Raw genomic sequence first — 25857 nt, 5'->3', positions numbered from 1 at the left:
CGTCCGTCAGCTGAACCAGATCGCGGTCCCGACCGGCAGCTCGGCCAGGGTCTTCGTCATCGCGGCGGAGATCCGGACGCACCCGTGCGAGCTGCCGTTCGGGTCCGGGTAGTAGTGCAGCGCGGTGAGCGCCGCGTTCCCGCCGTACTGCGGGATGCGCGACGAGTGTGCGCCGGTCAGGATGATCGGGTTGCCCTGCGTGTACGTCACCCGGCTGTCGACGTAGGCTGCCTCGACGTACGTCGCGGTCGCGGTGGGGGTCGGGTCGTCCGGGGTCCCGAGCCGAGCGGGTTCGGACGCCGACACGGACCCGTCCTGGTGCACGACGGACACCGTCGACGCCGCCACGTCGACCTGGATCATCCGGTCGGTCGCCGCGATCGTGAAGTCCGCGGCGCGGGCCCAGGCGAAGGTGGCGCTCGGGGCGGTCGGGTCGCCACCGTCGCCGGGTGTGCGGTTGCGGGCGGGGGTGGAGACGAGCACCATCCCGCCGTCCTTGCCGTCCGACCGACCCCAGACCGCGGTCGCGGCGGGGGTCTCGATCGTGGAGACCGTCGAGGCGAGGGTCGCCACCGGACGGGCGTCCGGCGACGGATCCGCGTAGAGCGCGACGAGGCGTTGCTTCGGGGTGGCGATCTCCCACCGGTTGTCCGGGCGCACCCGGCTGCCGTCGAGCAGCTCGGGGACGACGGCGTCGTGATAGGCCAGGGGGAGTGCGGCGAGCTCGGCCTCGGACGCCGCTGCCGGGATCGCCGGCAGTGTCGGTGTCGGCGTCGGGGTGGCCGTCCGCGTCGGTGCCGGGGCTTGCGCGACGGTCGTGGCCACGGGCTCCGGCTGCTGCACGGCCGCGCCGATCCCCACCGCGGCCAGCACCGCTGCCGCCACCGCACCGATCGTGATGCCCCAGGTCCTGCGTCGCATGTCCCCTCCTGCGCACAGTCCACCAGATCCCGGCCGTGAGGGCACCTCGGGATGCGCTGGCAGCATGGCGACATGGCGATCGACGACTCCCTCGGACTCCTCACCCGCGGCTACGGCTTCGGCGCCCGTCTCTGGCGGCGGGCTGCTCCCGGCGCCCGCGCGGTACCGTTCCGGCTGCTCGGTCGGCCGGCGCTGCTCGTGCGGGGCAGGGAGGGTGTCGACCTCTTCTACGACGGCTCTCGCACCCGGCGGCACGGAGCCATGCCCGCGCTCGTGCAGCGGACCCTGTTCGGCGTCGGGTCGGTGCACTCCCTCGACGGCGCGGAGCACCGGCACCGCAAGGCCACCTTCGTCGACGTCGCGTACGAGGACGAGCAGGTCCGCCGCCTCACGCCGTTCCTCGCCGAGGAGTGGGCCCTCGAGCTCGACGCGTGGCTCGACGGCGGTCGGCGGTCGGCGTACGACGCCGCGGTCGGCGCGATCGGGCGGGCGGTCATGCGCTGGGCCGGACTCCCTGGCACCCCGGCTGCGAAGACCCGGTGGGCTGCGAAGCTCGCGCAGGTCGTCGACGGGTTCGGCGTGCCGTACTCGCAGGAGTACCTCCTCGCCGTGCTGAACCGGTACTGGTCGGACCGACACGCCGCCCGGCTCGTCGAGGCGGTCCGCGGCGGACGGCTGCACCCCGCCGAGGGCACGGCACTGCATGAGTGGGCTTGGCACCGTGACCAGGAGGGCGCCCTGCTCCCACCGCGGACCGCGGGCATCGAACTGCAGAACTCGATCCGTCCCGCGATCGCCGTCGCCCGGTTCGTGGCCTTCGCGGCGAAGGAGCTCCACGACCGGCCCGAGTGGCGCGTCCGGATCGCCGAGGAGACCCGGTCCCGCGGCTCCCTCGTCGACGGGCCCGTCGCTGTCGCGTTCGCGCAGGAGATCCGCCGCACCGCCCCCTTCGTCCCCGTGCTCCCGGCATGGGCGACCAAGGACGTCGAGCTCGACGGCGAGCACCTCCGCAAGGGCGGCCGGGTGGTGCTCGACATCCTCGGCACGGACACCGACGAGCGCTCCTGGCCCGACGCCGACCGGTTCGACCCAGCAAGGTGGCTCGACGTCACGAGCTGGGACGACGTCGAGGCCGTGGCGACCTTCGTGCCGCACGGTGGAGCGGACGTCGCCACCGGGCACCGGTGCCCGGGGGAGAAGGTCGCGGTCGCGGCCCTCGCCACCGCCGTCGCCGTGCTCAGCGACCCGCGGATCGAGGTGCATGACGAGGGGCTCGGCGTCGACCGACGCCGGATGCCGACGAAGCCCGCCTCGGGTGGTCGGGTGACGCGCCGCGACGCGGGCACCGCACGGGCCGGCGGCTGCCCCTTCCACCGGGCGGCGCACTGACCGACTCGCCGAGGCCCGGTCAGCGCGGAGACGGTGCCCGTTCGTGCACCATGAGGACGTGCGTTTCGACACCGTCCTGGCCGCGACCGACGTCCCGATCCTCCGGGGAGAAGTCGCAGCGCTGCGGCGACCTGCTCGACGATTCGCTCGCGGGGTGACCGCGGCCCGGAGCGGCTCGTCGCAGCCGCGGCAGTTCCAGCTCGTCGTGGACGAGCGCGACGAGAGCTGGACGTTCGATCGGCAGGGCGACCGTCACCGAGACCGGTACGCGGACGGCGTCCTCCACTCGGTCGATGGACCGGTGGAGGTCAGCTTCGCCCGCAGCGGCACGGTTGCTCCGGCGGTCCGGATGCTCACCCCGGAGCTCCTGCCGATGTGGGGCTCGCCCGCGAGCTTCGCTCCGGTCCTGGTGCAGCGGCTCCGCGGCCACTGGCTGCTCGTGACGTGCGAGCACGAGCACGACCCCGCGGACCGGATGACGGCGGTCATCGACGAGCGGGACGGTGTCGCGCACCGCTGGTACGGCACGAGCGAGGTCACGGTGCTCACGGAGGTCCGAGTGATGGACGACGACGAGCCCGCACCGCCACGCCCTCGCTTCTCGCGACTGTCGACGTGGCCGGCGCTCGAGTACTGAGGGCTGCGGAGATGACGCGATGATCACAGCTGAAGTGGTCCTGCGGGATCGCCTCCGAGCAGCGGGGTTCCGGAAGGCGAGGAACCGGCGGTGATTCATCGACCAGGAGGGACTCTGGGTCGAGCTCGAGCTTCAGCGGTCCCGGTACGGCGGACGCAGCTTCATCAACATCGGCCTCCACCTCGACGACCCCGACGGGGGTCGGGAACGAGATGTGTACACGCGTCTCGACGTCTGGGTGGATCGTGACGACATGGAGGACATGCTGCTGGACGAGAATCCGCAACTCGAGCGACAACTCTCCGCGATGACGGACGACGTGATCATCCCGTTCGTCCGGACGTTGACCGTCCCCTTCATGCGTTCGCCCCAGGGACACGAGCTGCTCGGTCTGGCGCAGATCTCCGAGGAGGCGGCGCACACCCTCCACTACGCATGACGCGGTGACTGGGATGGCGCCATCCTCGGCGCCCAGCTCTTCGTTCAGCGCTCAGTCGTCGGGACCGCCCTCGACCCAGTGGTGGCTCTCGTCCCAGTCGTGTTGCTCGGTGATCACCATGGCAACACCAGGGACCGCCCATTCGAGATCCAGCAACGTCGGGCGCATGTCCGAGGCTGTCGCGATGTTGATGCGATCGACGTGCTGCAGGCGGAGGATCGGTGACCAGTCGCGGTCGACGGGTTCGACACCGAAGTGCACTTCGCGCAGCAGTGGAAGTTCCGCGAGGAAGTCCAGGCTCGGGGTGGTCGACCGTCCACGCTCGGTACCCGGGAAGACGGCGAGGTACTCAAGGCGTTTGCAGGCGCCGATGGCGCTGTAGTCCCGCGCGCGGAAGGTGCCGGTCAGCACGAGCCTCCGGAGCGAGGGCACGTCGGCAAGGGGAGCCAAGTCGATCAGAGCTGGTGCGTCGTGGAGCTCCAGCGTCTCGAGCGATCGCATGCCGATCAACGGGCGGAGGTCGTCGTAGTCACCCCACTTGGTGATGAGGGTCTCGAGTTGTGTCTGCCCCTCGAGTGACGCGAAGAGCCGTTTGGGGGTCCTGCTCGTGAACTCCAACTCGCGGATCTGGCTCGGACCGGCGCCGAAGAAGTCGCACCACTCTGCGACGATCCGCGTGGCCAGCGATCGCGGAACGTCGAGCTGCGTGGCCTGCACCGAGACGGCGAGATCGTCGTCGTAGTCCTCGGGCCGTTGCAGGACCACCCTCCCGTCATGGCCGATCGATCGCATTGCGTCATCTTTGCAGAGCGGTGACCGGAGATGATGAGGGCGGGCGACGTGGACGACATCGAGCGCGCTGATGCTCCAGGATGAGCGGGTGCAGGATCACGAAGTCATCGATCGCGCCGCTGAACGATGGGCGAGTGGCGAACGCGCTGAAGCGCTCGCGTCGTTGCGCACCCGCGTCCGGGCGGCGCCGGCAGCGCTCGACGTGCGGCTCGCGCTGGTCGAGCGGTACCGCGAACTCGGCGCACCCGACCAGGCCGGTCGCTGGGGTCTCGCTGTGCCCGGCCTCGCGACGCCCGAGGAGCAGGACCGGGCCGCCCGACTGTTCGCGGCCTCCGGGGTCGACGAGTCCGAACTGACGACGTTCCTGGTGCTGCCCGAGGGATCGGCCCTGCCGACGGAGGTCGTCGCGCTGGTACCGGAGATCGACCGCTACCGGGAGGTCTTCCAGCAGAAGGCGTACACGCGGTGGCGCGGTGCGGAGCGGCCCGAGGACCGTCTCGGCGACGCGATCGAGGGCGCCCTCATCATCGCCGTGTGCTCGTGGCTCGTGACACTGGCGATCGTCTGGGGCGGCAGCATCCTCGGCGCGCAGATGACCGGCTTCGCCCGGTGGGCCGCGATGCTGTCCCTGACGTTCTGCGGGCTCTTCAGCGGGATGCTGGCCTTCCGGCGGGGCTCCGGACACCGTCCGTGGGCTGCCGTCGGCTGGGGCGCGGCGTGTCTCGCGCTGTTCGTCGGCGTGCTCCGACTCCTCGCGCTCGCGACCGAGCACGACGGCGTGATCCGTTTCGCCTGGGAGCACTGACCGCACCGGGGACGGACGGGAGGCCCGTGGCGGGCGCGCCACGGGCCTTCCGTCCCGAGGGTCACACCTCGGTGACGCGACCCGCCTCGACCCGCCAGCGGCGGTCCAGCCGGACGGTGTCGAGCATCCGCCGGTCGTGGGTGACGAGCAGCAGGGTGCCGTCGTAGGACTCCAGGGCCTGCTCGAGCTGCTCGATCGCGGGCAGGTCCAGGTGGTTCGTCGGTTCGTCGAGGACGAGCACGTTCACCCCTCGGGCCTGCAGCAGCGCGAGGCCGGCACGGGTGCGCTCACCGGGCGAGAGCGCCGAGGAGGGCCGACCGACGTGGTCCGCCTTCAACCCGAACTTCGCGAGCAGGGTGCGGACGTCCGCAGTGGTCATCTCGGGGACGAGCTCCTCGAAGGCCGCGGCCAGGGGTTGCTCACCGGTGAACGCCGCGCGCGCCTGGTCCACCTCGCCGATCGCGACGCTGGAGCCGAGCGACGCCGATCCGCTCGTCGGCTCGGTGCGGCCGAGCAGGGCACGGAGCAGGGTCGACTTGCCGGCACCGTTCGGGCCGGTGATGCCGATACGGTCACCGCCGGAGACCTGCAGCGAGACCGGGCCAAGCGTGAAGTCGCCCTGCTCAAAGACGGCGTCGGACAGCGTGGCGACGACCGCCGACGAGCGCGGTGCGCTGCCGATGGTGAAGGCGAGCTGCCACTCCTTGCGGGGCTCCTCGACCTCGTCGAGCCGGGCGATGCGCGACTCCATCTGCCGGACCTTCTGCGCCTGCTTCTCGCTCGACTCGCTGGCGGCCCGCCGACGGATCTTGTCGTTGTCCGGGTTCTTCTTCATGGCGTTCCGCACGCCCTGGCTCGACCACTCGCGCTGGGTCCGTGCGCGGGACACCAGGTCGGCCTTCGTCGCGGCGTACTCGTCGTACGCGTCGCGCTTGTGCTGCCGGGCGATCTCGCGTTCCTCGAGGTACGACTCGTACCCGCCGCCGAACAGCCGGTGCGACGACTGCGCCAGGTCGAGCTCGAGGACGGCCGTCACCGAGCGGGCGAGGAACTCGCGGTCGTGGCTGACGAGCACCGCACCGCCGCGCAGTCCCGTGACGAACTGCTCGAGCCGGTCGAGGCCGTCCAGGTCGAGGTCGTTCGTCGGCTCGTCGAGCAGGACGACGTCGAAGCGGGACAGCAGCAGCGCGGCGAGACCCACCCGGGCAGCCTGGCCCCCGGACAGCGCCGTCATGAGCGAGTCGGGACCGACGCCGGTGCCGTCCGTGGTGGTGTCGAGTCCGAGCTCGGCGAGCACGACGGGCAGGCGCTCGTCGAGGTCGGCGGCGCCGGACGCGAGCCAGCGCTCGAGCGCGGCCGAGTAGCGGTCGGCCGCGGCGTCACCGGCGTCCGGGTCGCCGAGGGCTTCGGCGGCGCGGTCCATGTCGGCGGTGGCGTCGGCGCAGCCCGTGCGCCGGGCGACGTACGCCGCGACGGTCTCGCCGGCGACCCGCTCGTGCTCCTGGGGGAGCCAGCCGACGAAGGCGTCCGGCGGGTTCGTCGAGACCGTGCCGGCGAGGGGTTCGTCGACACCGGCGAGCAAGCGGAGGAGCGTGGACTTGCCCGCACCGTTCACGCCGACCAGGCCGATGACGTCGCCCGGGGCGACGGTGAGGTCGAGGCCCTCGAAGAGCGTGCGGGCGGCGTAGCCGCCGGCGAGGTCCTTTGCGACGAGCGTGGCGGTCATCCGGCAATCGTCCCACGGTCGGGACGGCGCTCAGGCCGGCCGCGTGAGTCCGAGGATGCACCCCTCGACCGCCGCGACCCGCACCTCGTCCGTCCCGTCGAACAGCACGCTCTGACTGACCGCGCCGACGTGCGCCGCGACCACCGCCCGCGTGTAGAGCGCCGGGTCGACGGTGGGCACCCGACCTGCCCGTTCGAGCGCGGCGACGAGGAGCGGCTGGAGCGTCGCGTGGAACCGGTCGGTGTGCGCACGGAGCAGGGCGTTCACCTCGGGATCGTGTCGCGCCCTCGTGGTGAGCACCGATCGGATCGCGTACCAGCGGTCCTCGGGGGGCAGGCCGTGCACGACGCCCTGCACGACCCCGTCGACCGTCGGGTGCCCGTCCAGCGCCGCCCCGAGCTCGTGTTCGAGGACGGCGAAGACGGCCTCTGCCTGCTGCTCGTACACCGCGAAGAACAGCTCGTCCACCGTGCGGAAGTTCGAGTAGAACGCTCCGCGGGTGTAGCCGGCGCGGGCGACGACGGCCTCGACGCTCACCGAGGTCGACCCGGTCTCCCGGAAGATCGCGTCGGCGGCCGCGATGAGCGTCGCCCGGGTGCTGCTCCGCCGTCGGACGGTGCGCGGTGCGGCTGGTTCGGTCACGGCACCAGGCTAGGCCGAGGGTCGGTCGGCCAGGTAGTCGTGCACGGTGCGGACCGGGGCGAGCGTCAGGTCCGTCACGATGTGCGACGCCCGGACGACCTCGAGCACCGGCAGGTCCGCCATCGGCGCGAGCGCGTGCGCGAACAGCTGGAGCCGGGCGGGCCCGGTCCACGCCGACTTCACGGTCACGTCGGTGATCTCGGTGCGGACGAGGTCGGCCACCAGGTGGCGCTGGGTCCGCAGGTCCGGGACGAGCTTCACCATGAAGGTCGGCACGGTGATCTCCGCCAGGGCGGCGTCGTGGTCGAGCGGCTCCCACTCGTACGCCATGGTCGCGGTGGCCACGCGCTCCGTCCCACGGTCGAGGGTGCCGACCAGTGCGCCCTGGTCGACCCGGAGTGCCGGGGTGCCGAGCACCTTCGGGTAGGCGCTGAGCTCCCGGCCGGCGAGCGTCGCGGCGGAGTTGTCGAGGTACATCGCGTGCAGGTACTCGCCGCGTTCGCCCTCGTGCTCGACCTGGATCGCCTGCCCCGACTCGACGTAGGGGCCGTACCCGTCGACCTCGCCCATCTTCATGACCTCGAACCGGACGAGCGGCTCGGTCACCTCGAGCGGCTCCGGGACCACGGCGCGCAGTGCGTCGGGGTCGGTGCGGTACACGACGTTGAAGTACTCGCGGTCCGTGAAGCGGGTCGGCCGGAGCGGGTACACCGGCGCCGCGAGCGGAGTGGTCAGGTGCTGGAGGACGTCGTCGGCGTGCATGCGCATCTCCTTCTCGACTCAGATACGATCTGTATCGAATACGAACTGTACCCAATTCAACCGAGAGCAGGAACCCCGTGCCCTACCAGCCGCCCCGCGACACCGCCGACCGCCCCGTCACCGTGATCGGCGGTGGGACCCTCGGCCGCCGGATCGCCCTGATGTTCGCCAGCGGTGGGGCCGAGGTCCGCATCCACGACCTGTCCGACGACGTCCGGGCCGCTGCGGTCGCCTACGTCGAGGAGACCCTGCCCGGAGTGGTGGCCGCGCGGGACGGCGCCAGCGCGGGAACGGTCCGCGGAGAGACCGACCTCGAGGCCGCCGTGGCCGGCGCCTGGCTCGTCGTCGAGGCGATCCCCGAGCGGCTCGAGCTGAAGACGCCGCTGTTCGGCCGGCTCGACGCGATCGTCGCGGCGGACACGATCCTCGCGACGAACTCGTCCTCGTACGCCAGCCGCCTGGTGATCGACGAGGTCGAGCACCCGGAGCGCGTCCTCAACGTGCACTTCTACATGCCGCCGCAGCAGAACGCCGTCGACCTGATGAGCGACGGCCGGACCGACCCCGCCGTCATCGACCTGCTGCTCGACGTCCTACCCCGCTACGGCGTGCACCCGTTCCTCGCCCGCCGCGAGTCGACCGGGTTCATCTTCAACCGCATCTGGGCGGCCATCAAGCGCGAGGCCCTCGCCGTCGTCGCCGACGGCGTCTCGACCCCCGAGGACGTCGACGCCATGTGGCAGGTGAACAGCGGCGCACCGGCAGGGCCCTTCCGGATGATGGACCAGGTCGGCCTCGACGTCGTCCTCGACATCGAGGAGCATTACGCGGCCGAGGACCCGCACCTGCCCGAGGGGCCGCGTCGGCTGCTGCGCGAGTACGTGGACGCCGGCCACCTCGGCGTGAAGACCGGACGCGGTTTCTACCGCTACGACGACTGACGTCGTCACCACCCGCCGGACGGGAGGCACGGTGCCGGGCCGCCCCGCGCCTCCCGTCCGGCCGTCGGTCGCGGTGTCCGTCCACCCGCTGCTGGCAGGACCGAGCCGTGTCGGCGCTCATCGTGGCCACGCGGCTCGCGGGTGCCGGACCCACGACCAGCGCCCACTGCGCTGTCCGTCGGCCGACCGGGTACCGGTCACGCTGGCCTGGCCGGCGACGGAAGCCGAAGCCTCGCCGAGCGCATGTCGTCCTTCGTCGACGTCGGCAGGTCGTCCACGGCCGGGGAGCTGCCAGGGGATGAGGTTCCAGCGGAGGGACGCGTTGCGTACGAGCCCGGACTCGATGCGGGCTGCGCGGAACGCGGCCGCGGTCGGCCCCGGGGTATCCTCGCTGCAGACCGCCGTGTGCGCTGCGCCACGTCGCCGCGAGAGCGTTCAGCGATCGAAGATCCGCGACCTCGTCCGCGAGCTCGTCGGGGTGCTCACGCCGTCTGCGGCGGCGCGAGGAGTGTGCCGCGGATGACGGAGCCGTGGAACGTGCGGACGGCGACGGTGATCCACGCGGCGACGAGGCCGACGTAGTAGACGACGGCGAGGACGGCGACGACGGTGAGTCCGGAGTGGAGGGCGAGGCCGTTCAGCCCGGTGACGCAGGTGCCGACGGGGAACGTGAACGACCACCAGGTCAGGCTGAAGGGCAGGTGTGCTCGGGCGGTCCGGACGGTGATGGCGAGGGCGATGGCGGTCCACAGCAGCGCGAAGCCGAGCATCGCGAACCCGTACACCAACGCCACGACCAGCAGCGCGTGGGCGGTCGATGCATCGACCACGGTCGGCGCGTTCGAGGCGAGGAGGTTCACCGCGGTGATGGACTGCCCGACCGGGCCGAGGACGATCCACAGGGTCGGAACCATGCCGGCCGCACCGACCTTGTGCTGCGCGAGTCGGTTCCAGATCAGCGTGATCACGACCAGGGACGTGACGAGGCTGAGGCCGAAGAAGCCGTAGCAGGACCACAGGAGGGTCTCGCGTGCCTGCCCGGCGGGGGCGTAGGGCAGGAGGAGTGCCCCGGTGGAGGCGGACACCATGGGCGGGACGATGGGCATCAGCCAGCCGCCGAACGCGGCGTCGGGCTTGTTCTCGTGGCGGGTGAACGCCAGGTACGGGACGAGGACCGCTGTGAGGAGCCCGCCGAGGGTGCCGATGGTCCAGAGGACCCAGTCGATGGTGACGGCGGCGGGGAGGCCGATCCAGTCCTTGCCGAGGAGGATGGTGCCGGCGCCGACGGTGAGGAACGCCATCGGCGGTGCGCCGTAGAAGTGGGAGATGACCGGGTGCAGGTGGTGCTTCGCTGCGGTGCTCCGGTAGCGGACCCAGTGCAGGACCGTCGCGATGGTGAGAGCGATGAGCAGGACCGCGGCGATCGACCACACCATCGTCGCCGCGGTGCGGAGCCCCGGGAGCTGCAGCGGCAGCGATGCAGCCGCGACGGCGACGATCCCGGTGCCCATGATCGACGCGAACCAGTTCGGGGTCAGGTTCGACACGATCAGGCCGGGCCGCTCCAGCTCTCGGAAAAGCCGCCGGTCGCGCACACCGTGCTCAGACGTCGCGGGTGCGTGGGCGAGATGAGCGGACATGCACCAAGCGTGTGCGTGTTGCCCACGGTTCGGGAACGGCGGACTCGTTGGCAGGGCACAATGGTTCCTTGTGGCGCTGCGGCGGTTGACGGACCGGACCCTGGACCTCGACACCCTCGAGGTGCTCGTCCGTGTCGCGGAAACCGGGTCGCTGACCCGTGCGGCCGATGCGTTGGGGGTGACGCAGCAGGCGGTGTCTGCGCGTCTGCGTGTCGCGGAGCAGGCGATCGGTCAGGCGCTGGCGCTCCGGACGGCATCCGGGACCGCGCTGACCGACGCCGGTCGAGTGGTACTCGGTCTGGCCGTCCCGGTGTTGGAGGCCTCCCGGCGGCTCGAAGCAGGAGTCGCCGCACTCGGAGAACCCGCGGGGTCCCTCGTGGTCGCCGCGTCGCAGACGATCGCCGAACTGCTGCTCCCCGGATGGTTGCTCGCCCACCGGGCTGCCGCGCCCGATGCGTCGGTGCGCTTGATCGCGGGCAACTCCGCTGCCGTGCTCGACCTCGTTCGCTCCGGTGGCGCCGATCTCGGGTTCACCGAGACTCCTGCTGCGCCGACGGGCATCTCATCGCTGGTGGTCGAGGAGGACGAACTCGTGGTCGTCGTCACTCCGCACCATCCGTGGGCGCGGGCCTCGAGCATCACCCCGGGTGAGCTTGCGGAGACGCCGCTGCTGCTCCGGGAGGAAGGATCCGGCACCCGCGCCACGGTCGAGGCGTGGCTCATCGATGCTGGGCTCCGCCCGGTCGGGCCAGCGGCAGTGCTGGAGACGACGGGCATCATCCGCGCCAACGCCCGAGCGGGCATCGCCCCGGCCGTGATGAGTCTCCGCACCGTGAGCAGCGACATCGCCGACGGTGCCCTCGTCCGCGTGCCGCTGCTCGGCCCGCCACTGGTCCGATCGCTGCGTGCGGTCTGGTCGGGCCACCAGGGGCCTGCCGTCATGGCGTTCCTGGACACCGCCCGCAGCACGAGCGTCCGGAACTCCACCGCGACTTCGTCGCGGTCCTGAACGGCAACAGCACAGCGACCAGCTCCGTCTCGCGACCATCGAGCTGACGTGGTTGGGTGAAGTCCATGTGGATCCCCGGGCTCATCGCCGGGCCGGCAATCGTCGCGGTAGCAATCGCCGCGTTCGTGCATGCAGCGCCGATCGCCGGGCACTTCACCGATGCCCAGCGGGGCAGCCGCGGGCCACGAGATGCGATGACTCCGGGGCTCGTCCGTGTGCTTGCAGTCGGGCTCGCCATGATCGGCATCCTCTGGACGCTCCTGTCGATCTTCGGTCACCCCGAGTGACTGAAGAACCGACGGCGCGAGCAAGAGCGGTCGGGTCGCCGTTCGCCTAATGGGCGAGCGCGTCGGGCAAGGTGACGGCGAACTTGAACCCGACGTGGGAGTCGATGAAGCCGACACAGCGGTAGAAGCGATGCGCGTCGGTCCGCGCGGCGTCGGAAGTCAGCTGCACCAGCGGAGTCCTGAGTTCGACCGCGGCCTGCTCGACGACCCATCGCATCAAGGCCGTTCCGACGCCGGAAGACCGTTCTGCGCTGGCGACGCGTACCGCCTCGACCAGCAGCCGGGCACTGCCTCGTCGAGCCATCCCCGGGATGGTCGTCAGCTGCAGGGTCCCGATGACGGCTGTGTGATCGTCTTCCACGACGAGCACGTCGTTGCTCGGGTCGTCGATGATGCGTTGCAGCGCATCCGCGTAGGCCGCCTCGTCCGCGGTGCTCGCGACGTCGCCGCGCCCGGCGCTGATCGGGTCGTCCGACAGGAGCCCGATGATCGGATGCAGGTCCGCGGCTGTGGCCCGTCGGAGCAGCAGCTCGTCGTCGCGGGAGGTGATGGAGACGGGAAGATCCAATCCGGAGATCACACCGCATTCTCGCTGATGTTCGAGGGTCAGGAGGCAGGCCGCCATCGTGATGCGTGCTGTCCAGGACGCATCGCCGGTGCCCGTGCACCCGCTGCTGGCAGGATCGAGCCGTGTCGACGCTCATCGTGACCGCCCACCCGGACCCCGACTCGCTGACGCTCGCCGTCGCCCACCGCCTCCAGGCGGCGCTCGACGCCGCCGACACAGGACCGGTGACGGTCGCAGACCTCGCCGCCGAGGGCTTCGACCCCCGGTACACCCCGGCCGACCGACACACCTACCGGACGGGGACCGACCCCGCGCCGGACGTCGCAGCGGAGCAGGCGCGTCTCGACATGGCAGAGCACCTCGTGCTCGTGTTCCCGGTGTGGTGGTGGTCGCTCCCGGCGCTCCTCAAGGGCTGGCTCGACCGGGTGTTCGTGAACGGGTGGGCGTTCGGCGTCGCGGAGGACGGCCGCATCGACCGCCGACTCGGGCGGCTCACCGTGCACCTCGTGCCGATCGCCGGCGACGACGCCGGGGTGTACGAGCGGCACGGGTACGAGCACGCACTGCGGACGCAGCTCGAGCACGGCGTGGTGGACTTCTGCGGCGCGGTCCGCGGCGCGACGGCGTTCGTCCACGATTCCGAGCACGAGGACCCTGCAGTCCGCGAGCGGGCGGTCGCGGCCGCGGTCGAGCGGGTCGTCGCCGCGGTGCGGGGATGACTTCTCCCGTCCGAGCCGTGGTCTTCGACCTGGACGGCACCCTGTTCGACCACGCGGGGGCGTCCGCCCGCGCTGTGGACGACTTCTTCCGAGACCTCGGGGTCGCTGCGGATCCGGCCCTGCGCGCTGCCTGGGGCGAGGCCGAACGCCGCCACTTCGAGCGGTGGCGGCTCGGGGAGATCGACTTCGCCGAGCAGCGTCGGGCACGGCTCGTCGAGGTCCTGCCCCTCGCCGGACTCCGGCCGCCGCGTGACCCGGACGACCTCGACTCGCTGTTCGGCCGGTACCTCGCGGCGTACCGCGCCGCCTGGAGGCCGTTCCCCGGGAGCCCGTCGCTCCTGCGCGAGGTCGCCGATCTCGGGACGACCGTCGGTGTGCTGACCAACGGGACCGAGGAGCAGCAGCGCGACAAGCTCGCGCTCACCGGGCTCGGCGACCTCGTCGACGTTGTGTGCACGTCCGAGCGCATCGGGGTGGCGAAGCCGGACCGGCGCGCCTTCCAGCGGGTGGCCGCTGAGCTCGGCGTCCCCCTCGCCGCGTGCCTCTTCGTCGGCGACGACCCGCACCGGGACGTCGCAGGTGCACGCGCTGCCGGGATGCGCGCGGTCCTGGTCGACCCGGCCAGCGAGGGCGGTGCCGTGGTCCGGACCCGCGTGCTGTCGGCCCTCGGCGGGGAGTCGGAGACGGATCTTCGGTGACCGCCCCCTAGCGTGGCGGGGTGCGCCACCTCCTGCGACTCGACGACTGGACCACCGACGACGCCGACGCGGTGTTCGGACTCGCCCGTGCGTACGAGCAGGGGAGCGGCCCGGCGCTGCACGGCGCCGCAGCGATGTTCTTCCCGCCGACGAGCCTGCGGACCAGGGCCTCCTTCGAGCGGGGCGCCGCGCTCGCCGGGCTGCAGCCGATCGTGTTCCCGCCGGAGTCCCTCGACAAGGACGAGGCACACGACGACGTCGCCCGGTACCTGGCGGACTTCGTCGACGTGCTGGTGGTCCGCCATCCGGACCTGTCCGTCCTCGAGGCGCTCGCCGCTGCTGACGCGGTGCCGGTCGTGAACGCGATGACGAGCGAGAACCACCCGTGCGAGGTGCTCGCGGACCTCTGGGCCCTCACGGGTGGGCACGAGGTCGGGTCGCTGCGGGTGCGGTTCGTCGGCGCCGACGGCAACATCGCCCGGGCGTGGGCGGAGGCCTCGCGGCTGTTCGGCTTCGACCTGCTCCAGTCCTGTCCCGAGGGGCTCGCGGCGCCGGGCGTGCGGTGGACGGACGATCTGGCCGGAGCGATGGCGGACGCGGACGTCGTCGTGACCGACGGGCCCGGCCGGCACGCCGCCGCGCTCGCGCCCTACCGGGTGACCGCGGACGTCCTGGCACTCGCCCCTGCCGGTGTCCGCTTCGCCCCGTGCCCGCCGTTCGTCCGCGGGCGCGAGGTGAGCGCCGACGCGCTCGCGAGCCCGGCCTTCGTGGGGCACGACGCGAAGCGTGCGCTGCTGCCGGTGCAGCAGGCGGTCCTCGCGCACTGCCTCGCCTGACGCCGCGCCCGTTCCTTCCCAGAACGCGTGCGATGCCAGGTGGAAGCGGGCGTCCCTGGTGGAACGGGACGACCAGGTATGCCCGAAAGCGCCAGGTATGCCCGGAAGCGCGAGCTATGCCCGGGACGACCAGGTGTGCCCGGAACGGCCGGGCGCACGCCTGACGCCGCCGCTACGCCTCGGGGACCGCCACGACGCGGTTCTGGTAGGCCCAGACCACGGCCTGCAGGCGCGACCGGACCCCGAGCTTCGGCAGCATCCGCGCCAGGTGCGACTTCACCGTGGAGACCTCGACGACGAGCGCCGCGGCGATCTCCTCGTTCGACATGCCCTGTGCCAGGAGCAGCAGCACGTCCCGCTCCCGGGCGGTCAGCACCTCCGACGCGCGGTCGCCCGTCACCGGCTGCAGACTCCGCCGCGACACGAACTCCCGCAGCACCCGCCGCGTCAGGCTCTGGTCGATCGTGCCGTTCCCCGCGGCGACCTGGCGCACGGCGTCGACGATGACGTCCGGTTCGGCGTCCTTCAGCAGGAACCCGGACGCGCCGGCCTCGAGCGCCCCGAACACGAGGTCGTCGAGGTCGAACGTCGTCAGCACCAGCACGGGGACGGCGGGGTCGGCGTCCGGTGCGCAGAGCTCCCGTGCGACCTCGATGCCGTTCCGGACCGGCATCCGGATGTCGAGGACCGCGACGTCGGGCCGTGTGCTCCGCGCCAGCGCGAGCGCCTCGCCGCCGTCGGCAGCGACCGCCACGACCTCGACGTCCGGCTCGGCGGCCAGCAGCGCGGACACCCCGGCGCGCACGAGCGGCTGGTCGTCCGCCACCAGCACCCGGATCACGGGGACACCTCCGCAGCCTGCCGACCCAGGCCGAGCGTGACGGACCAGCCACCGTCGGCCGTCGGACCGGTCTGGAGGCGCGCCCCCACCAGCTCCGCCCGCTCACGCATGCCACGCAGTCCGTTCCCACCCGCTGCCGCGCTCCCCGGGACCGGGTCACCTTGTCCCGCCCGCGCCGAGGGGTCCAGCGGGGCGGTGTTCTCCACGTGCAGCTCCAGGTGGTCGGCGGCGCGGTCGTCGATCGTCACCGTGACGACGGCACCCGGGGCGTGCAGGGCGGCGTTCGCCAGGGCCTCCTGCGCGGTCCGGTAGGCGGCGAGCTGCGCCAGGGGTCCGATGCCGTCCGAGAGCGGGTGCTCGCCGGGCAGGACCTCCAGGCGCACGTCGGACCGGTACCGAGCGCGCTCGACCAGGTCGACGATCCCCGCCACGGTCTCCACGGCGCGTTCGGCGGGTGCGTCGTCACGGAGCAGCCCGACCAGGCGTCGGAGGTCCTCGAGCACGGCGGTGCTCTGCTCCCGGACCTGGCGGACGCCCTCGTGCGCGGCGAGCGGGTCGGTGTCGATCTGCCGGTCGATCACGGCCGACATGAGCGCGATCCCGGACAGGTGGTGCGCGGCGATGTCGTGCAGCTCCCGGGCCATCGCCGCCCGCTCGCGGGACACGGCTGCGTCGACCCGGGCGTCCTGCTCCCGGACGACCGCGGATGCCTCGGCTGTGCGGGCCACGAGCTCGGCGTCGCGTGCGGCGCGGACCTCGCGGCGGGAGCGGACGACGAGGGCGCCGACGAGCGGGAGGCCCACAGCGCCGATGGCCTGCGTGACGCCCTGCGGGAGGGCGCCGACGAGTGCTTCGGCGAGCGAGTGGCCCGAGAGTGCACCGTTGAGCTTGATCCAGTTGCCCGCGGTGCCCGCCGCCACGAGCACCGCCGCACCGACGGCCGACGGCCACAGCCGGGTGAGCGGAACCCGCAGGGCAGCAAGGACCACAGCCACGACGACGGGGAGCACGGCGACGCCGAACAGGTCACCGCCGGATACGCCGGCGATCACGAGGACGGGTACGACAGCGGCCGCGAGCACGACCGTCCGGGGAGCCCGACGCGCAACGAGCAGGGCTGCGGACTGGACGAGCAGTCCGAGCGCGGTCGCTGCCCAGTCGGAGCTGCCGACTCCGGGACTCGCGAGCCGGCGTCCCACGCTGTCCGGGTCGACGGCGTCGAGGTACGGCAGCCCGAGCAGCAGCCCCAACGAGACCACCGCGGTCGCGACGGCGACCAGACCGTCGGTGCGGCGCGTGCGGCGGTCGCCGTCGACCTCCCGTGCGGGACGAGGGTCGGCGGCGACGCGAGCCGCACTCGCTTCAGCGGGTGCCATCGTCCGATCCTACGAGGCGGGCGGCAGCCGCTGCGGGAAGGCGATCCGTGCCTCCCGGCCGACGGTCGTACCCGAGCCGACCCCGGGTCGCGACCAGCAGGACGGCCGCGGCCACGGTCGAGACGATCGCGAGCCCGTGCATCATCGTCCCCGCCGTCATCCCCGGGTACATGTCCGCCCACAGGGTCGAGATGGTGTTGTTCACGCCGACGTGCAGCAGGAGCGCGATCGGCAGGCTCTCACCGGTGCGGTTGAAGACCCACGTCATCACGACGTTGAACGTGATCGTGAACAGGGCGAACACCAGCGGCTCCGACCAGTGCGCCTCGGGCCACCCGCCCCAGTCGGACAGGTACAGCGGCATGTGCCACAGCGCCCACAGCGGTCCGAGCACCGCCGCCGCGCCGAGGGGGCCGTAGCGCTCCTGCAGTCGGGGGAGTGCGAAGTCGCGCCAACCGGGCTCCTCCGACAGTCCCGTGGTGAACAGCTGCACCACGAGCCCCGGCACGAGTGCCAGCAGGGCGAGGGTGCTCGGTGCCTGGACCTGACCACCGGAGAACGGCAGCCCGGTCACGACCACCAGGGCGGGGACACCGACCAGGGCGAGTGCGTACCAGTACCAGGACACGCGCCAGCGCCAGAGCCGCCCGACCCAGCGGCGCAGGCCGGGGCGACCGTCCGCCAGCGCGGTCACGAAGAACGCGCCGCCGAGCGGGCCGAGGAGCGCCCCGGGCAGGATGCCCGTGAACTGCGCCGTGCCGAGGAGCTCGGGGAAGTGCAGGTCCCACACGCCCAGGCCGTGGGGGCTGAGGATGTAGGGGACCCACGCGAGCCAGCTCAGGCCGAGCGCCAGGGTCGCGAAGGATGCGAGCGGGTGCCGGGACACCACGCCCCGGACCCCCGTCGCACGGGGTGCAGTGGTGCCGGCAGCGGTGTGGTCACCGGGCCGGACTCTCGTCGTGTTCGTCATGACACCGACGCTAGGAACGACCGCTCGCCGGGACGACCGGCGGAGGGACGCACCAGCGGGAGTTGCACCCAAGGATGCAAGCCCCGATCGAGTCCGGACGCCCGTGCGTAGCGTCGGGTGCATGACCAGCAGCACCGTCCTCGTCGCCGGCGCCACCGGGGACCTCGGCTCCCGCATCGTCGACGCGCTCCTCGCCGCCGACCCCGACGTCCGCGTCCGCGCCCTCAGTCGATCGGCCACCGGGCCTGCGGCCGACCGGCTCGCCCGACGCTCAGACCGCGTCTCGGTCGCCGCGGCCGACTACGAGGACCACCAGGCACTCGTGACGGCGCTCGCCGGGGTCGATGTCGTCGTCTCCGTGCTGAGCGGCACCCGATCGGTCATCGTCGACGCGCAGACCGCCCTGCTCCGGGCAGCGCTCGACGCCGGGGTGCCCCGCTTCGTGCCGTCCGACTACTCGGCGGACTACCGGGCGATCACACCCGGCACCAACCGGAACTTCGAGCTGCGCCGCGAGTTCGCCACGACCCTCGACGCCGCTCCGGTCCGCGCGACCTCGGTGCTGAACGGCGCCTTCACCGACATGCTCACCGGACAGGCGCCGATGATCCTGTTCGACCGCCGCACCGTCCTGTACTGGTCGTCGCCCGACCAGGGCCTCGACTTCACCACGAAGGACGACACCGCCTGGGTCACCGCACGCGTGGCCCTCGACCCGGACGCCCCGCGCGTCGTCGAGGTCGCGGGGGACCGGGTCACCGCCCGGAGCGTCGCCGACACCCTGTCGCGGCTGACCGGCACCCGCTTCCGGACGCAGTGGGCAGGCACCGCCGGCACGCTCTCCGCGATGGCCCGCGTCGGCCGACGACTCTCGAGGGCCGACGACGCCGAGCCGTTCCCCGCCTGGCAGGGGATGCAGTACTTCGTCAGCATGTTCAGCGGCGAGGCCGAACTCCACCACGTCGCGAACGACCGCTACGGGCCGCACGACTGGACGACGGTGCGGGACGTGCTCGCCGCACACCTGCAGGCCTAGGCTCGGGGACCGTGTTCGAACTCCACCACCTCACGGCGCAGGAACTCTGGGACTGGATCCGTCGGGGGGACGCGACCGCGCTCGAGGTGACCGAGCACTACCTCGACCGCATCGAACGGCTCGACCCCGCACTCGGCGCGTTCGTCACCGTCACCGCCGACGCCGCACGGGAACGAGCGTCCGCCCTCGGATCGCTCGTCCCGACCTCCCGACCGCTGTGGGGACTGCCGACCGTCGACAAGGACCTCTACGACCGTGCCGGTGTCCCCACCCGCCACGGCTCCGCCGCGCTGCCCGTGACGCCAGCGCCCGCCGACCACCCGCTGGTGGCGGCGCTCGCCGCGGCCGGCACCGTGAGCCTCGGCAAGACGACGTCGCCGGAGTTCGGGATGTCGTCGTCGTCGGAGACCCGGATCGGTACGACCCGGAACCCGTACGACACCACCCGGGCGCCCGGCGGGTCGTCGAGCGGCACCGCCGTCGCCGTCGCCGCGGGACTCGTGCCCGCGGCGGTCGGGACGGACGGCGGGGGATCGGTCCGCATCCCCGCCGCTGCGACCGGCCTGGTCGGACTGAAGCCGAGCCGTGGCCGGGTGCCCTCGATGCCCGGACGGACGGGCCTCGGCGGGCTGAGCGTCGCCGGGCCCCTCACGCGGAACGTCGCGGACGCCGGGATGCTCCTCGACGCCCTGGTCGCACCCACCGGGCTGCCGGAACCCTGCCCGTACGCGCTCGTCACGCCCGAGGTCGGCGAGGGGCCCTTCACCGCCGCTGCCGTGCGGGGCGAGGGGCGGTTCGTGGTCGGGTTGCTGGACGGCTCGCCGTGGGACGACACCGTCGACGTCGTGGTCGACCCCGCCGCCCGGGCCGCCGTCGACACCGCCGTGCGGGTGCTCGGCGAGGTCGGGCACGGGGTCGAGGACGTCGCGATGCCCCGCCTGCCGTACGCCGACGCGTTCCGGGTGGCGTGGGAGTCCGGCGCCGCCGGGCTGCCCCGCGTCCCGGGGATCGACCTGTCCGAGCTCACCCCGCTGGTGTCCTGGCTGGTCGGACGTGGCCGGGCGCTGACAGCGACGCAGGTGCTCGACGCGATGGCGACCCTCGACGCCTTCTCGGTCGGGCTCATCCGGGCGTTCGACCGCTTCGACGCCGTGCTCACCCCGACCCTGGCGCTCACCCCGCGACCCCTCGGCTGGTACGGCGACGACCCCGAGGAGGACTTCCGGCGGCAGTGCGCGTACTCGCCGTGGACCTCGATGGCGAACGTGTCGGGGTTGCCCGCGATCACGCTGCCGGTCGGGGTCACCGAGGACGGACACCCCGACGGCGCTGGGCTGCCGATGGGCGTGCAGCTGATCGGGCGGCCGGGCGGGGAGCGCGTGCTCCTCGCGATCGGGGCGCAGCTCGAGCGACGGCTGCGGTGGCAGCGGCGGCACCCGGCGGGATGGTGACGCGGGGCTGAGGCCGGGCGCGGGTCTGACGCCGGGCGCGGGGCTGAGGCCGGGCGCGGCGGCTCGCGACTTCGACACGACGCGCGTCGATCGACCGGTGTGACGTCGCTCGATGCGCACGCACCGGATGCACGCGCATCGGTCGACACCGCACGCGTCGATCGACGTGTGGGATGTCGCGGACGGCGCGGAGGACCGAGAGGGCCCTACGGCAGCGTCGGCGCCGCCGCCACCAGCGCCCGCGTCACCGGGTGCCGCGGGTCGTCGAGCAGTGACACCGGGCCCTGCTCCACGATCCGCCCCTCGGAGAGCACCGCGACGGTGTCGCACAGCCGCTGCACCACGCCGATGTCGTGCGACACGAGCACGAGCGTCAGCCCGAGGTCGTCGGCGAGCGAGCGGAACAGGTCGATCACGCGGGCACGGACCACCACGTCGAGGGCGCTCATCGGCTCGTCCCCGAACAGGATCCGCGGCGCGTGCACGACCGCGCGGGCGATCGCGATGCGCTGCCGCTGCCCGCCGGAGAACTCGTGCGGGTACCGGTCGGCGGCGTCGGCGGGCAGGTCGACGCGCTCCAGCACCGATGCCACGAGCGCCCGGTGATCGCCGGGCACCCGCAGCGCGCGGAGCGGCTCGGCGACGATGGACCCGACGCGCATCCTCGGGTCGAGGGACGCGTACGGGTCCTGGAACACCACCCCGGTCTCGCGACGGAACCAGCGCATCGCACGTGCGGATGCCGACGCGACCACGGGACGACCGCCGGCCGACACGGTGCCGGCGGTGGGCGCCTCCAGGCCGGCGAGCAGCCGCACCAGCGTCGACTTGCCGGAGCCGGACTCACCGACGATCCCGAGCCGCGCACCGGAGGCGACCGTCAGGTCGACCCCGTCGACGGCGGTCCGCACCGGACCCGGTTCGAAGGGTCCGCGACGGGGCAGGCGGTAGGTTCGGTGCAGGCCGCTGGCGTGCAGCGCGTCGGTCATGCGGGGCCTCCGGTGCGGCGGGCGGTGGCACGCGCGGCGTCGACGAGGGCCGCCGTCGCCGGGTGCTGCGGAGCGTCGAGCAGCGACCGCACGGACCCCTGTTCGACGACCCGGCCGTGGTCGAGCACGACGGCCGTGTCGGCGATCCGTGCGAGCACCGCGAGGTCGTGCGTCACGAAGAGCATCCCGGTGCCGCGCTCGGTCGAGAGGCGTTCGAACAGCTCGAGGATCCGCGCCTCGGTCGTGACGTCGAGCGCGGTCGTCGGTTCGTCCGCGACGAGGTACGCGGGGGAGCCGGCCATCGCCATCGCGATGCAGATGCGCTGCCGCTGCCCGCCGGACAGCTGGTGCGGGTACTGCCGGAGCAGCGCTGCGGGGTCGGGCAGCCCGACGGCGTCGGCGAGTGCGACCGCGGCGGTCGCGGCCGCACGGCGGTCCAGGCCGCGGTGCAGCCGGAGCGGTTCCGCGACCTGCGCGCCGACCCGGCGGAGCGGGTCGAGGGCGGTCCCGGGTTCCTGGAACACCATCCCGATGCCTGAACCGCGGTGCCGTGCGCGGTCGCGGTCCCGCAGGCCGACGAGCTCGGTGCCGTCGAGACGGATGCTCCCGCGCACCTCGGCCCCGGTCGGCTCGAGGCCCATCAGGGCGAGCGAGGTCATCGACTTGCCCGAGCCGGACGCGCCCATCACGCCGACGCGTCGGCCGGGAGGCACGGTGAACGTCACGTCGTCGAGCACCGTCCGCCCCGCGATGCGCACCGTCAGGCCGGTCACCTCGAGACCGTCGCGTCCGGTCCGCTGGTCGCTCACGCCGTCACCCCCGGGGTCGTGGCCGTGCCGTCCGGCCCGCGTCCGTCCGGCCCGCTGGTCCCGTCGACGGGGTCCGGACCGCGTCCGTCCACGGCCGTCCGGTCGCCGGTGGCTCGGTCGCCGCTGGGCCGGTCGCCGGTGGTGAGGCGCGGGTCGGTCGCGTCACGGACCGCGTCGCCGAGCAGCGAGAGCGCGGCCACCACGAGGGCGATCGCGGCGCCCGGCCAGGTCGCACTCCACGGGTGCACGCCGATGTACGTCTGCAGGTCCGCGAGCAGGTTCCCCCACGACGCGGTGTCCGACCCGGCGCCGTAGCCCAGGTAGGACAGGCCGGCCTCGGCGAGGACCGCCGTCGCCATCGCGAGCGACAGCTGCACGGTGAACAGCGGCGCCGCGTTCGGCACCAGGTGACGGGTGAGCACGCCGAGCGGCCCGACGCCCGAGGACCGGGCAGCGACGACGTAGTCGCTCCGGGCGATGCGACGGATCTCGCCGCGGGCGACGCGGGCGATCGTCACGCCGAAGGACAGCCCCACGCTCACCACGACGATGCCGAGCGACCCGCCGAACACCGCTGTCAGGAGCATCGCGGTCAGCAGCGTGGGGAACGCGACGAGGATGTCGAGGAGCACGGCGGTGCCCTCGCGGACCCACCGTGCGGTCAGCGAGCCGACGGCGGTCAGGACGATGCCGACGACGCTCGCGACGACGCCGGACCCGACCGCGACGAGCACGGTCGTCCGGGTGCCGGCGAGCAGGTAGCTGGCGATGTCCCGGCCCGAGGCGTCGGTGCCGAACCAGTGCGCCGGGCTCGGTGCCGCCCACTGCCGGAACGGGTCGGCGCGGAACGGGTCCTGGGGCGTCCAGACCAGCGAGACCGCGGCGAGCACGACGAGGAGCGCGAGCACCACGACGGCGAAACACCCGGTCGGCCGGGCGACGATGCGGCGGATCACTCGCCCACCTCCCGCTGCCGGGGGTCGAGCGCGCGGTGCACGACGTCGACCGCGAAGCCGACCACGAGCACCAGCCCCGTGAGCACGAGGAGCTCCGACTGCACCTTCGTGATGTCGCGTCGCCCGACGTCGGTGACGAGCATGCGGCCGACCCCGGGGAGCGAGAACAGCTGCTCGACGACGACCGCCCCCACCAGGAGTCCGGCGATCTGCACGCCGAGGACCGCCAGCACTGTGAGGGCCACCGACGGCAGTCCGTGCCGCAGGAGCGCGCGCGTCCGGGTGAGGCCGATCGCCGCCGCGGTGCGGACGTGGTCGGCGTCGAGCACGGCGAGCGTGGCGGACCGGGTGAAGCGCAGGATCACGGCACCCTCGACCGCACCGATGGTGAGCGCGGGCAGCACGAGCGACGAGAACGCCCGTCCGGGTTCGTCCCAGCCGTCGAGCGGGAAGCCCTGCGTCGGCAGCCAGTGCAGCGTGACCGCGAACAGGGCGATGAGGAGCATGCCGGCCCAGACCACTGGGACCGCCGCGACCGCCTGCGCGACGAAGCCGATCACCGCGCCGCCGGCCCGGCGACGGAGCACCGCGGCGAGCACGCCGAGCGGGACACCGAGCACGAGGGCGGCCACCAGGGACATCCCCGCGAGCGGCAGCGTGACGGCGAGCTTCTGCGCGATCTCCGGTCCGACGGCGCCGTTCGTGACGAGCGACCGGCCGAGGTCGCCGCGGAGCACGCCGCCGATCCAGTCGAGGTACTGCACGACCACGGGCCGGTCGAGGCCGAGCTGCTGCCGGAGCTGCTCGACCTGCGCCGGCGTGGACTGGGTGCCGGCGACGATCTGGGCGACGTCGCCGGGCAGCACGCGCAGCGTGGCGAACACGATGATGCTCGCCACGAGCAGGCCGACGACGAGCAGCAGCAGTCGCCCGACGAGGAACCGGGTCACGCGTCCGATGCTACGGGGGTGGCGGCGCGAGCCCGGACCGCAGCGCCGGACGGCGCCCCGACACGCGACGGGCCCGCGGTGCCCGCGGCGGCCCCGCTCACCGGACCGCCAGCCCGGCCAGGTCGAGGCGCGAGTTCCCGCCGTCGACGGGGAACCCGGTCACGCCCTTCCGGACGGCGGTGATCTCCGTCGCCGTGTACAGCCACTCGCCGGCCGCGTCCTCGCTGACGATCCGGGCGGCCTCGCGGAGCGCCTGCTCCTTCTCGGTCTCCGAGGTCGCGGCGATCGACTCGGCGTAGAGCCGCTGCACCTCGGGGTTGTCGTACCCGAAGTAGTAGTCCGGGTTCGCCCAGTTGCCGAAGTCCCGTGCCTCGACGTGATCGACCATCGAGAGCTGGAAGTCCTTCTTCGTGAACACCTGGTCGAGCCAGGTGGCGAAGTCGACCCGCTCGACCTTCAGCGTGATGCCGACCTCGGCGAGCTGCGACTTCAGCACGTCGCCGATCGTCGCCGGGTAGACGTTGGCGTAGGTCAGCGTCAGGTCGAGGTCGGGCTTCCCGGCCTCGGCCAGGAGCTTCTTCGCGTTGTCCGGGTCGTACGCGTCGATCGACGTCAGGTCCTCGTACCCGGGGTCGAGCTCCGGGATCGGGCCGCCCTGCTCGACGCCGGTGCCACCGATGGCCTTGATGAGTGCCTTCGGGTCGATCGCCTGCCGGATCGCCTGCCGCACCCGCTTGTCCGTGAACGGCGCCTGGGCGTCGTTGAACGCGAGCGTGTACTTGTCGGTCGTCTTGCCGCGGTGCAGCTCGATGTCCTGGTTGCCCTGCAACTGGCTCGCGAGGGTGCCATCGACGGGGTTGAGCACGTCGAGGTCGCCGTTCGCCATCGCGTTCACGGCCGTCGACGGGTCCGTGATGTACCGGAACACGATCTTCGCGACCTTCGGCTCGGTGCCCCAGTAGTCGTCGTTGCGGCTGAAGGTGAGCGAGTCGCCCTGCTTCCAGGAGGACACCTCGTACGGGCCGGTGCCGTTGGCGCTGTCGGACAGATCGTTCTTCGCGGCCTGCTCGAGCACGAGCCCGGCACGGCCGGTCAGGGAGAAGAGCAGGTCGGAGTCCGGCTGCGTGAGCTGCAGCTCGACGACGCCGTCCGACGGCGACGTGATCGAGGTCACGCCCGCGAGCTTCGCCGAGTCGACGTACGACGCGTTGTCCTTGGCCTGCTGCAGTGACCAGACGACGTCGGCGGCGGTGACGGGCTTGCCGTCCTGGAACGTGGTGCCCTTGCGCAGCGTGAACGTGTAGGTCTTCCCGTCCGCCGACACCTCGTGCTTCGACGCCAGCACGTCGCGGATCTCCCCGTCCGCCGTCCGTCCCACCAGGCCCTGGTACACGTTGTCGATGAGCACCTGGTCGAGCGCGGCGCCGGACTGCGTGCGGATGTCGAGGCTCGTGGGTTCGAGGACGAGGCCGACGCGCACGGTGGCGTCGTCGCCGCCGCGGTCGCCGCTGTCCGAGCCGGAGCAGCCGGCGAGTGTCAGGGCCGAGGCGACGGCGACCGCGGTGGCGGCCAGGGTGACGCGTGCTGCGCGGCTGCCGCGACGGGGGAGGAGCGGACTCATGGGTGTGGGTTCCTTCCGGGCGCGTGGGGGCGACGGTCGTCGCATCG

27 protein-coding genes are annotated in these 25857 nt (G+C 72.7%); 12 read left to right on the top strand and 15 right to left on the bottom strand.

Going from position 1 to position 25857, the window contains the following annotated elements; genetic code table 11:
• Positions 1–6: 6 nt before the first annotated feature.
• The gene (locus C1N91_RS09475) at positions 7–921 is read right to left on the bottom strand and encodes a L,D-transpeptidase (protein ID WP_137767521.1); all 915 of its coding nucleotides are present in this window, start codon (positions 919–921) and stop codon (positions 7–9) included.
• A gap of 72 nt (positions 922–993) precedes the next feature.
• Between C1N91_RS09475 and C1N91_RS09470 the strand changes: the two genes are divergently transcribed.
• From C1N91_RS09470 to C1N91_RS09460, 3 genes are all read left to right on the top strand, one after another.
• Complete coding sequence (locus tag C1N91_RS09470; RefSeq protein WP_254678210.1) at positions 994–2310, top strand: cytochrome P450; 1317 nt, start codon at positions 994–996, stop codon at positions 2308–2310.
• A gap of 58 nt (positions 2311–2368) precedes the next feature.
• Positions 2369–2947: a hypothetical protein gene (locus C1N91_RS09465; RefSeq protein WP_137767519.1), complete on the top strand. Its 579-nt coding sequence runs from the start codon at positions 2369–2371 to the stop codon at positions 2945–2947.
• 253 nt (positions 2948–3200) lie between these two features.
• Positions 3201–3386 carry a hypothetical protein gene (locus C1N91_RS09460; RefSeq protein ID WP_137767518.1) on the top strand — a complete coding sequence of 62 codons (186 nt, stop codon included), beginning with the start codon at positions 3201–3203 and terminating at the stop codon, positions 3384–3386.
• A 51-nt stretch (positions 3387–3437) separates the two neighbouring features.
• Here the strand turns inward: C1N91_RS09460 and C1N91_RS09455 are convergent, their stop codons facing one another.
• Positions 3438–4178: a hypothetical protein gene (locus tag C1N91_RS09455; protein WP_137767517.1), complete on the bottom strand. Its 741-nt coding sequence runs from the start codon at positions 4176–4178 to the stop codon at positions 3438–3440.
• Between the two features lie 88 nt (positions 4179–4266).
• On the opposite strand from C1N91_RS09455, the gene C1N91_RS09450 reads away from it, so the two are divergent.
• Positions 4267–4983 carry a DUF6584 family protein gene (locus tag C1N91_RS09450; RefSeq protein ID WP_137767516.1) on the top strand — a complete coding sequence of 239 codons (717 nt, stop codon included), beginning with the start codon at positions 4267–4269 and terminating at the stop codon, positions 4981–4983.
• A gap of 61 nt (positions 4984–5044) precedes the next feature.
• On the opposite strand, the gene C1N91_RS09445 is transcribed toward C1N91_RS09450, so the two are convergent.
• The 3 genes from C1N91_RS09445 to C1N91_RS09435 are packed head-to-tail and all read right to left on the bottom strand — an operon-like array spanning position 5045 to position 8113.
• On the bottom strand, positions 5045–6709 hold the full coding sequence (locus tag C1N91_RS09445) for an ABC-F family ATP-binding cassette domain-containing protein (RefSeq protein ID WP_137767515.1): 1665 nt from the start codon (positions 6707–6709) through the stop codon (positions 5045–5047).
• A 30-nt stretch (positions 6710–6739) separates the two neighbouring features.
• Positions 6740–7351, bottom strand: a complete 612-nt coding sequence (locus C1N91_RS09440) for a TetR/AcrR family transcriptional regulator (RefSeq protein WP_137767514.1) — start codon at positions 7349–7351, stop codon at positions 6740–6742.
• 9 nt (positions 7352–7360) lie between these two features.
• Entirely contained in the window at positions 7361–8113 is a 753-nt protein-coding gene (locus tag C1N91_RS09435; RefSeq protein WP_137767513.1) for an acetoacetate decarboxylase, read from the bottom strand.
• Between the two features lie 77 nt (positions 8114–8190).
• Between C1N91_RS09435 and C1N91_RS09430 the strand changes: the two genes are divergently transcribed.
• The gene (locus C1N91_RS09430; RefSeq protein WP_137767512.1) at positions 8191–9054 is read left to right on the top strand and encodes a 3-hydroxyacyl-CoA dehydrogenase family protein; all 864 of its coding nucleotides are present in this window, start codon (positions 8191–8193) and stop codon (positions 9052–9054) included.
• A 482-nt stretch (positions 9055–9536) separates the two neighbouring features.
• On the opposite strand, the gene C1N91_RS09420 is transcribed toward C1N91_RS09430, so the two are convergent.
• Entirely contained in the window at positions 9537–10694 is a 1158-nt protein-coding gene (locus C1N91_RS09420) for a TDT family transporter (RefSeq protein ID WP_137767511.1), read from the bottom strand.
• 85 nt (positions 10695–10779) lie between these two features.
• Between C1N91_RS09420 and C1N91_RS09415 the strand changes: the two genes are divergently transcribed.
• Complete coding sequence (locus C1N91_RS09415) at positions 10780–11703, top strand: LysR family transcriptional regulator (protein ID WP_254678209.1); 924 nt, start codon at positions 10780–10782, stop codon at positions 11701–11703.
• 65 nt (positions 11704–11768) lie between these two features.
• The gene (locus tag C1N91_RS09410) at positions 11769–11990 is read left to right on the top strand and encodes a hypothetical protein (protein ID WP_137767509.1); all 222 of its coding nucleotides are present in this window, start codon (positions 11769–11771) and stop codon (positions 11988–11990) included.
• A gap of 46 nt (positions 11991–12036) precedes the next feature.
• Here the strand turns inward: C1N91_RS09410 and C1N91_RS09405 are convergent, their stop codons facing one another.
• A complete protein-coding gene (locus C1N91_RS09405) occupies positions 12037–12570 on the bottom strand; it encodes a GNAT family N-acetyltransferase (RefSeq protein WP_137767508.1) in 534 nt (177 codons plus the stop codon).
• A gap of 110 nt (positions 12571–12680) precedes the next feature.
• Between C1N91_RS09405 and C1N91_RS09400 the strand changes: the two genes are divergently transcribed.
• From C1N91_RS09400 to C1N91_RS09390, 3 genes are read left to right on the top strand one after another with little or no spacing between them, the layout of a single operon-like run.
• A complete protein-coding gene (locus C1N91_RS09400; protein WP_137767507.1) occupies positions 12681–13277 on the top strand; it encodes an NAD(P)H-dependent oxidoreductase in 597 nt (198 codons plus the stop codon).
• Positions 13278–13294: 17 nt separating this feature from the next.
• On the top strand, positions 13295–13975 hold the full coding sequence (locus C1N91_RS09395) for an HAD family hydrolase (RefSeq protein WP_175415979.1): 681 nt from the start codon (positions 13295–13297) through the stop codon (positions 13973–13975).
• Between the two features lie 20 nt (positions 13976–13995).
• Positions 13996–14811: an ornithine carbamoyltransferase gene (locus tag C1N91_RS09390; RefSeq protein ID WP_254678208.1), complete on the top strand. Its 816-nt coding sequence runs from the start codon at positions 13996–13998 to the stop codon at positions 14809–14811.
• 172 nt (positions 14812–14983) lie between these two features.
• On the opposite strand, the gene C1N91_RS09385 is transcribed toward C1N91_RS09390, so the two are convergent.
• From C1N91_RS09385 to C1N91_RS09375, 3 genes are read right to left on the bottom strand one after another with little or no spacing between them, the layout of a single operon-like run.
• Positions 14984–15652, bottom strand: a complete 669-nt coding sequence (locus C1N91_RS09385) for a response regulator (RefSeq protein WP_137767505.1) — start codon at positions 15650–15652, stop codon at positions 14984–14986.
• A complete protein-coding gene (locus C1N91_RS09380; protein WP_137767504.1) occupies positions 15649–17028 on the bottom strand; it encodes a sensor histidine kinase in 1380 nt (459 codons plus the stop codon). The genes C1N91_RS09385 and C1N91_RS09380 overlap by 4 nt, the downstream gene beginning before the upstream one ends.
• A complete protein-coding gene (locus C1N91_RS09375) occupies positions 17015–17998 on the bottom strand; it encodes a CPBP family intramembrane glutamic endopeptidase (RefSeq protein WP_137767503.1) in 984 nt (327 codons plus the stop codon). Before C1N91_RS09375 ends, C1N91_RS09380 begins: the two co-directional genes overlap by 14 nt.
• A 121-nt stretch (positions 17999–18119) precedes the next feature.
• Between C1N91_RS09375 and C1N91_RS09370 the strand changes: the two genes are divergently transcribed.
• Both C1N91_RS09370 and C1N91_RS09365 read left to right on the top strand, forming a co-directional pair.
• The gene (locus C1N91_RS09370; RefSeq protein ID WP_137767502.1) at positions 18120–19034 is read left to right on the top strand and encodes an NmrA family NAD(P)-binding protein; all 915 of its coding nucleotides are present in this window, start codon (positions 18120–18122) and stop codon (positions 19032–19034) included.
• 11 nt (positions 19035–19045) lie between these two features.
• Complete coding sequence (locus C1N91_RS09365; RefSeq protein ID WP_137767501.1) at positions 19046–20485, top strand: amidase; 1440 nt, start codon at positions 19046–19048, stop codon at positions 20483–20485.
• Positions 20486–20691: 206 nt separating this feature from the next.
• Here the strand turns inward: C1N91_RS09365 and C1N91_RS09360 are convergent, their stop codons facing one another.
• From C1N91_RS09360 to C1N91_RS09340, 5 genes are all read right to left on the bottom strand, one after another.
• Positions 20692–21474, bottom strand: a complete 783-nt coding sequence (locus C1N91_RS09360; protein ID WP_175415978.1) for an ABC transporter ATP-binding protein — start codon at positions 21472–21474, stop codon at positions 20692–20694.
• Positions 21471–22283: an ABC transporter ATP-binding protein gene (locus C1N91_RS09355; protein WP_137767500.1), complete on the bottom strand. Its 813-nt coding sequence runs from the start codon at positions 22281–22283 to the stop codon at positions 21471–21473. The genes C1N91_RS09360 and C1N91_RS09355 overlap by 4 nt, the downstream gene beginning before the upstream one ends.
• Positions 22280–23239, bottom strand: coding sequence for an ABC transporter permease (locus C1N91_RS09350; RefSeq protein WP_254678207.1), 960 nt, complete (start codon positions 23237–23239; stop codon positions 22280–22282). The genes C1N91_RS09355 and C1N91_RS09350 overlap by 4 nt, the downstream gene beginning before the upstream one ends.
• Positions 23236–24189, bottom strand: a complete 954-nt coding sequence (locus tag C1N91_RS09345; RefSeq protein ID WP_137767499.1) for an ABC transporter permease — start codon at positions 24187–24189, stop codon at positions 23236–23238. Before C1N91_RS09345 ends, C1N91_RS09350 begins: the two co-directional genes overlap by 4 nt.
• 97 nt (positions 24190–24286) lie before the next feature.
• Positions 24287–25810 (bottom strand): ABC transporter substrate-binding protein, encoded by a 1524-nt coding sequence (locus tag C1N91_RS09340; protein WP_137767498.1) that lies wholly within the window; start codon positions 25808–25810, stop codon positions 24287–24289.
• Positions 25811–25857 lie beyond the last annotated feature (47 nt).

Source organism: Curtobacterium sp. SGAir0471 (assembly GCF_005490985.1).
Lineage (GTDB): Bacteria > Actinomycetota > Actinomycetes > Actinomycetales > Microbacteriaceae > Curtobacterium.
This window is presented reverse-complemented; position numbering and strand designations above follow the sequence as displayed.